Genomic DNA, 4,770 nt, shown 5'->3' with positions numbered 1-4,770 from the left:
TGCTTATTGCGACTGGAATAGCCCTTCCTGTCGGATTGGCTGATGCTGGGACGAGCATTTTTGCACCAAAACTGTTTCTGTCTGGCCTTGCCATCGCGGCGCTTTCGAGCGCGCTTCCTTATCTTCTTGAGATCAGGGCCATGCGGATGCTGCCGCCTTCTTCCTTCGCGATCATGTTGAGTGCAGCGCCCGCCGTCGCTGCCCTTTCGGGCTTCCTGATCCTTGGAGAACAATTGTCACTCAAGCAGGCGTGCGCCATCGGCGCAATCATGATCGCATCAGGTGGCACCGCGCTGACTTCGGCAAGTCGGAGAGGGCGATTCGATACGAAAGGATTTTGATTCGTCATTATCGACCTAATGACGAAGAATTGATAGCCATATAGCGCATTTTGTGATAATATATCGGTTTTTTTTCAAACAAACGAAGCACATTCAATCAATCCTCCTCTAGATTCGCCGGACAAAGGCTGGAGTTGGGATGATGGAAATGGACGTTGCACTGGACGCCCTCGATGGTGTGAAATTTGCCGACGAAGCGGTCGTGGTAGCCGGCCTGCTGGCAGCGGTTCCTTTTGGTTCAGATGAACGCCACCAGGTGGTCGCGCAAGCCGCTACACTGGTAGAAGGCGCGCGAGCATCGGCCCGCAAGCAAGGTGTGGTCGAAAGCTTCCTGAAAGAGTTCTCGCTGGGGACGCGCGAAGGATTGGCACTGATGTGCCTTGCCGAAGCGCTGCTACGCACACCCGATGCCGAGACGCGTGACCGGTTGATCGCCGAGAAGATTTCCATGGCCGATTGGGCGAGCCATCTCGGCAAGGCCGACAGCCTGTTCGTCAACGCCTCCACTTGGGGGCTGATGCTCACCGGCAAATTGGTCGATGTTGAAGACGAAGCAAAGCGCGATGTGGGAAGTTATCTGAAGCGCCTGACGACACGCGCGGGTGAGCCGGTCATCCGGCAAGCCGTGGCCGCTGCCGTGCGGATCATGGGCGAACAGTTTGTCTTGGGCCGCTCGATTGGCGACGCCTTGAAACGCGCCAAGCGCGAGAAGATGCTGTGCTCCTTCGATATGCTTGGTGAAGGCGCGCGAACGGCGCAGGATGCGGCGCGATACGCAGCGATCTACGGCGACGCCATTGAAGCTGTCGGCAAGGCTTCTGGCGGAGCAGGACCGGAACAGGGCCACGGTGTCTCGGTAAAGCTGTCCGCTTTATGCCCACGCTATGAAGCCGTGCAGGAAGCCCGGGTGTGGTCGGAGCTATATCCGCGCGTCAAAGCGCTGGCGCTTATCGCCGCCAAGTTTGATCTCAATTTCGCGATTGATGCCGAAGAGGCCGATCGGTTGGTGCTGTCTCTGAAGCTGGTTGAGCGACTGGCACATGAGGAGGAACTGGGCGGCTGGCAGGGTCTGGGCGTGGTGGTTCAGGCTTATCAGAAGCGCGCGCCGGGGGTGATTGCGGCTTTGCGCGATCTGGCACAGCGCTCCGGGCGGCGGATCATGGTCCGCCTCGTCAAAGGTGCCTATTGGGACAGCGAGATCAAGCGCGCCCAGGTGGCGGGCACGCCTGACTATCCGGTGTTCACCACCAAGGCCGCGACGGATCTGTCGTACCTTGTCTGCGCCAAGGCGTTGATTGACGCCAGCCCGCATCTCTACCCCCAATTCGCCAGCCACAACGCCCACACGCTCGCCGCCGTGCGCCACATGGCCGCTGCGGCAGGAGTCGCCATCGAGCACCAGCGGCTGCACGGGATGGGGGAAGCGCTCTATCAAGCCGCCGCGGATGAATATGGCCCGCTGATCGTGCGCGCCTATGCGCCGGTTGGCGGGCATGAGGATCTGCTGCCCTATCTCGTTCGCCGGCTGCTGGAGAACGGTGCGAACAGCTCGTTCGTTCATGTCTTGCTTGATGAGACAGTCCCCGCCGTGGACGTTGTCCGTGATCCGGTTGCGCTGGTCGAAGCGCAGCCGGGCAAGCATCCGCGCATCGCCCTGCCGCGCGACATTTACGGTGCGGGCCGCGCCAATCCGCTGGGCCGCGATGTCAGCCAAGCCAGCACCCGCGCCACTCATGCTGCCGCCATTGCCGCACAGAAACAAGCGCAGCCGGTGGCCGGAGCCATCGTTGGCGGCAAGCTCGACGGCAAGGCACCGCGCGACGTTTTCAGCCCTGCTGATCGGAGCCAGGTCATCGGTGCCGTCAGCGATGCCAGTGCCGCCCAGATCGACGAAGCCATCAGGCGCGCACGGCTTGCACAACCGGCATGGGACAAAAGCGGCGGGGCTGCGCGCGCCGCCATTTTGCGGGCGATGGGCGATGCGCTGGAAGGTCAGATGGACCGGCTGATGGCTTTGCTGGCGCTCGAAGCGGGTAAAACCGTGGGCGACGCCGTTGCCGAGGTGCGCGAAGCGGTCGATTTCTGCCGCTACTACGCCTGCCTGGCCGAGCGTGAGTTTACAGCCCCGCAGACGCTCACCGGGCCGGTCGGCGAGACTAACCAATGGCAGCTTTTCGGGCGCGGCATTTTCGTCTGCATCTCGCCGTGGAATTTCCCGCTGGCTATTTTCACCGGGCAGATTGCTGCCGCGCTGGCGGCAGGCAATGCCGTCCTTGCCAAGCCAGCGGAGCAGACCCCGCTGATCGCCGCCGAAGCGGTGAAGCTGTTCCACGGCTGCGGTCTTGCCCCGGACCTGCTGGCGCTATTGCCCGGTGACGGGGCCAGCATCGGCGCGGCGCTGGTGGCGCATCCCGGCATTGATGGCGTCGCGTTTACTGGCGGGACCGAAACGGCCTGGGCGATCAATCGCAGCCTTGCGGCGCGAACCGGCCCGATCATCCCCTTCATCGCTGAAACCGGCGGGTTGAATGCGATGTTCGTCGATACCACTGCGCTGCGTGAGCAAGTGGTCGACGATGTGATCAATTCCGCTTTCGGTTCTGCCGGGCAGCGCTGTTCGGCACTCCGCATGTTGTTCCTGCCGCATGATAGCGCCGACGGAATCCTGGAATGCCTGTCCGGTGCGCTTGAAGCGCTGGTCGTTGGCGATTCCGCGCTGCCGTCCACCGATGTCGGCCCGGTGATCGATGCGGAGGCACTGGCCGGTCTGGCAGCGCATGTCGCGCGGCTGGAGCGCGAAGCGACAATAATCGCCCGCCACCCCGGCAAGGACGCGCCGGGCCACTTCTTCGGCCCGGTCATCGCAGAAGTGCGGGCACCTGACTTTCTGGAACGCGAAGTGTTTGGACCGATCCTGCACGTCTGCCGCTACGATCCCAAAGACCTGCCCGACTATGCCGCCCGCCTCGCCGCACGCGGCTATGGCCTGACGCTCGGCGTGCATAGCCGCATCGAACGCTTTGCCCGCGAGGTGCAGGCGTTGGTTCCAGCGGGCAATATCTACGTCAACCGCTCGATCACCGGCGCGGTGGTGGGCGTGCAGCCGTTCGGCGGGGTCGGCCTGTCCGGGACCGGACCGAAGGCGGGCGGCCCTCACGCGCTCCACCGCTTTGCCAACGAACGCGCGATCTCGGTCAACATCATGGCGCAAGGCGGCGATCCGGCGCTGTTGCAGCTGGGGTAATGGCTGGCATGATTTAGGAGCGGATCTCCATTAGGAGACGGCTGGATGGTTAAGCTATGCCAATTCCACAGCATGCGCTTCAATCACAACGCCCAGGCGTCGTCTCAACGCCACAAAAATCGCAGCGAGATTGTCCATGCTCGGATTTCCGTTCTCCGAGAGCATCCGGTGCAGGCTTTTGCTGGGACGCTGAGTTTCGGCAGCCAAGTCTTCGAATCCGACAGATGCGTTGACGAGATCGCGCAGGATCAATCGCGCGACACTGGCCTCGCCGTTGAGGAAGGCAGTCGCCGCTTCGTCGAGCATGGCCTTGGCGAAAGCAGGATCGCGTGCTGCGCGCTCCTTCACCGTCTCCTTGAAATCGCGTGTCAGCGCCACTCTGCCTAACTCCTAGCCTTCTTCGCCATGGCCTTCCGGCCCTTGTATTCGTCGAGCAATGCGCTCGCCTGCCTGATATCGGCCTGCTGCCGCTTCTTGGTTCCGCCCACGAAGAGGATAATCAGCTGATCCCCTTCCTGGGTGACGTAGAGCCGGTATCCCTGCCCCCAGTCGATCCTATATTCGCCAAGCCCACCGCCGATCCATTTGACGTTCGACAGGTTGCCCAGTTCCATACGGACGATGGCTGTTGCCACCTTGGCTGCGGCCTGGACATCGAGGTCGTCAAACCAGCGCCGGAACGGGCAGGAGCCATCCTCGCGAACATATTCCTCAACAATCACATTGCACCGCCATTGGTAACATATTCGTTACCTTCTGTCTAGGCTGCTGCGGCAGCGTCTGAGGGGAGAGTTGGCCGTGCGACAGTGGCGCTGTCGGCTTTGCCGAAGTTCACGCCGTCGATAACTTCGCCGGTCTTGGCGAGAATCGAGACAATATGATCGTTCCAAAGGTCGAGCGCCTCGCGTTTTTCAGCCTTCCAGTCATGGCGCTGATAAATGCCGGCGACCCCGGCGCGAGACCCCCCGACGTGATTTAGCACGGCTTCGGTCACTTCGAAACGAACGCCCAGCCGCTGGAAGCCCGTTGCGAGTGTCCTGCGAAGGTCGTGTAGGCGCCACGGTGCGACCGGCTCGCCGCCATCCTCAGCAACCAACCGGTCAATCTTCTCCTTTCCCTTGTGATAGGCAGTGAACCCGCCACCCGTTGACGTGGGAAAGATCTTGCCACGAAGGGGCCACTTCT

4 protein-coding genes and 1 pseudogene are annotated in these 4,770 nt (G+C 61.9%); 2 read left to right on the top strand and 3 right to left on the bottom strand.

Going from position 1 to position 4,770, the window contains the following annotated elements:
• Positions 1 to 341, top strand: a 341-nt coding sequence (locus ACRCSW_RS15285) for an EamA family transporter (protein WP_438706449.1), incomplete at its 5' end; no start/stop codon positions are given.
• A gap of 148 nt (positions 342 to 489) precedes the next feature.
• A complete protein-coding gene (gene putA, locus ACRCSW_RS15280) occupies positions 490 to 3,585 on the top strand; it encodes a bifunctional proline dehydrogenase/L-glutamate gamma-semialdehyde dehydrogenase PutA (protein ID WP_438706448.1) in 3,096 nt (1,031 codons plus the stop codon).
• 54 nt (positions 3,586 to 3,639) lie between these two features.
• Here the strand turns inward: putA and ACRCSW_RS15275 are convergent, their stop codons facing one another.
• The 3 genes and pseudogenes from ACRCSW_RS15275 to ACRCSW_RS15265 form a co-directional block, all read right to left on the bottom strand.
• Complete coding sequence (locus ACRCSW_RS15275) at positions 3,640 to 3,963, bottom strand: helix-turn-helix domain-containing transcriptional regulator (protein ID WP_438706446.1); 324 nt, start codon at positions 3,961 to 3,963, stop codon at positions 3,640 to 3,642.
• A 5-nt stretch (positions 3,964 to 3,968) separates the two neighbouring features.
• Positions 3,969 to 4,307, bottom strand: coding sequence for a type II toxin-antitoxin system RelE/ParE family toxin (locus ACRCSW_RS15270; RefSeq protein ID WP_438706444.1), 339 nt, complete (start codon positions 4,305 to 4,307; stop codon positions 3,969 to 3,971).
• Positions 4,308 to 4,345: 38 nt separating this feature from the next.
• Positions 4,346 to 4,770: pseudogene (locus ACRCSW_RS15265) on the bottom strand (hypothetical protein); the annotation flags it as partial.

This window comes from Tabrizicola sp. (assembly GCF_051645465.1).
Lineage (GTDB): Bacteria > Pseudomonadota > Alphaproteobacteria > Rhodobacterales > Rhodobacteraceae > Tabrizicola.
This window is presented reverse-complemented; position numbering and strand designations above follow the sequence as displayed.

What these genes read in the sequence shown, in the direction of transcription:
- putA (WP_438706448.1), top strand. Translation starts at nt 490, where the DNA reads ATGGACGTTGCACTGGACGCCCTCGATGGTGTGAAATTTGCCGACGAA.